General features: G+C 69.0%; 2 protein-coding genes. Both read right to left on the bottom strand.

All coding sequences use genetic code 11. From position 1 onward, the window contains the following. Positions 1-59: 59 nt before the first annotated feature. The gene (locus D455_RS0128120) at positions 60-1,442 is read right to left on the bottom strand and encodes a permease prefix domain 1-containing protein (protein ID WP_017573987.1); all 1,383 of its coding nucleotides are present in this window, start codon (positions 1,440-1,442) and stop codon (positions 60-62) included. Continuing rightward, positions 1,442-1,816: a PadR family transcriptional regulator gene (locus D455_RS0128115; protein WP_026123059.1), complete on the bottom strand. Its 375-nt coding sequence runs from the start codon at positions 1,814-1,816 to the stop codon at positions 1,442-1,444. Before D455_RS0128115 ends, D455_RS0128120 begins: the two co-directional genes overlap by 1 nt. Positions 1,817-2,228: the final 412 nt, after the last annotated feature.

Below are 2,228 nucleotides of genomic sequence, written 5' to 3'. Positions count from 1 at the left end.
AAGCCGCTCCGCCGCGGCCTCGGCGGGCCGACGCCCCCAGGACACGATCACCGTCCGTGTCAGGCGAAGCCGAACACCGGCGGGAACACCACCACGACCAGCCCCGCCCACAGCGCGTAGACCGGCAGGTAGGTCGTCTGCCACCGTTCGACCGCGGCGAACGGACGCGTTCCCCGAACGAACCCCGCCATCAGCCACGCCGACCACACCAGGTGCACCAGCAGTACGAGGTTCAGACCGAGCGCGGCGGTCTTGTTCGCGGTGAACCCGAACTCGGCGATGCGGGTCAGCATCGCCGTCAGCGCGACGGCGTCCACCGCGAGCGCCGCTCCCACCAGCGCGAGCTGGAGCCAGTCGGACACACTCGGTGGTGCCAGCGGGTCGCGGGCGGAGACCGAGTACAGCAGCAGGAACAGGACCAGCACCAGGACGGCGTCCATGATGATGAGCAGTTCGCGGTCCACCGTGGTCAGGGGACCGTTCACCAGGAGCGCCACCAGGTCCGCGAGCAGCATCAGGACCGCCAGCGGAGTGAAGACCCTGGTCAGGACGGGCGCGATGTTCTCCACCACGCTCTTCTTGGCCTCCACCAGCCATGCGGCCACCAGGAGCGCACCGGGCATACCGAACGGCAGCAGCCAGTCCTCGAGGAACGGTTCCAGATCGATGTCGACCAGGGTGAGCACCCCGAAGGTGAGGCCGACGAGGACCATGGACCCCAGCATGATCAGCGCCAGGTACATCACCAGCTCGCCCATGAACCGCACGAAGTCCATACGCCGGTCGTGGGACCGCCAGTGCCCGCCCGTGTGCAGGACTCCCGCGAGCAGCCACAGGACGACCGGAGCGTGCGTGAACGCGAGTACGGCGGTCATCCCGGGGCTCGGGAACGGCCCGGAGGTGGTCCCGAACGGGTAGAGGTTCACGGCCAGGGCCGGTACCACCGCGACGGCGGCCAGCACCGCGCACACACGCCACGTGGCCCACCGCTTCCACGCGAACCATCCCGCCAGGAACGGGAGTACCACGAAGGCGAGGTTGCGGAACTGCGCGGTCTCGTCGTCGACCACCGTGAAGAGGAGCTTGACCGCCACCCCCGCGCCGATCGCGAACGCGAGCACCACGCCGAGTTCCCGCCAGCGCGCGAGTCCACCCGCTCCGTCGTCGGCCTCGGGGACGAGGACCAACTGCTTCCACAGCCGGTGGGAGTGCTCGCGCGCGAACTCCCGTGACACCTCGTCCAGGTTGCCCATACGCCTGACCGCGACGAGGAAGGCCTCCTCGTCGTCGAGGCCGCTCGCCCCCAGGTCGGCGATCTGTTCGCGCAGGTGGTCCTCCAGTTCCTCAATGTCCGACGGGGCGACGGCCCGACGGCGGCGCACGAAACCGCGCCACTGGTCGATCTGCTCCTCCAGAACGTCACCGCTTGCGGCCCCGCTCATCAGGCGATCCCCCCTACCGTGGCGTCCCCGAGGGCCGGGGGCCGCGACGCGGCCTGCCACACCTGCTTGAGCGCGTCAGCGACGACGCCCCACTGCTTCTGCCGCTCGGCCAGCGTCTCGAGCCCGGCCTCCGTGATCGCATAGTGCTTACGCCGACGGCCCGTCTCGGACGTCCCCCAGGACGCCCGGACGTAGCCGTTGCGTTCGAGACGGTGCAGCAGGGGGTAGAGCATCCCGTCCGTCCACCGCATCTGCCCGTCGGAAAGCTCATTGACGCGTTTGACGATGGCGTATCCGTAGGACTCGCCCTCAGCCAGGATGCCCAGGACGAGCGGTGTGGCCGACGCCGCGACCAGGTCCTTGTCGATGTGCACGTGCACTTCCTCTGCCTGTGTTCTCCATCGGGGCTCACTACCCTAGCACCTCTAGGCATAGAAGAACGATGTATCGAATCAGGTCACCCCCATGGCCGCCGAAGGACCCTCCAGCCATCGGCGGCCTTGGACTCCGGCAGACTCGGACTCCGGCGGCCTCGGACGTCGACAGCCCGGGACGCCGGAGTCACGATTCGCTTACGCGATAGGACAAGACGCAACAAACGACCCCGTACCGCGCACCCCCTACCGCTAGGTTGAGGGCAGGATCCCGCGGCCGTGTGCGGCCAGGGGGACCACAGAGGCGGCCGGAAACCACAATCCCCCCGGGTCCGGCCGCCTCGCCGTGTACGGGGCCTCGTTCCACCCCCAAGGGGCCACCGGATGCGAGGAGCCCACATGGTGGGGCAGG

It is taken from the genome of Nocardiopsis halotolerans DSM 44410 (assembly GCF_000341065.1).
Classification (GTDB): Bacteria; Actinomycetota; Actinomycetes; order Streptosporangiales; family Streptosporangiaceae; genus Nocardiopsis; species Nocardiopsis halotolerans.
Note: the sequence above shows the minus strand (reverse complement) of the source record. Positions and strands in the feature narration are given on the sequence as shown.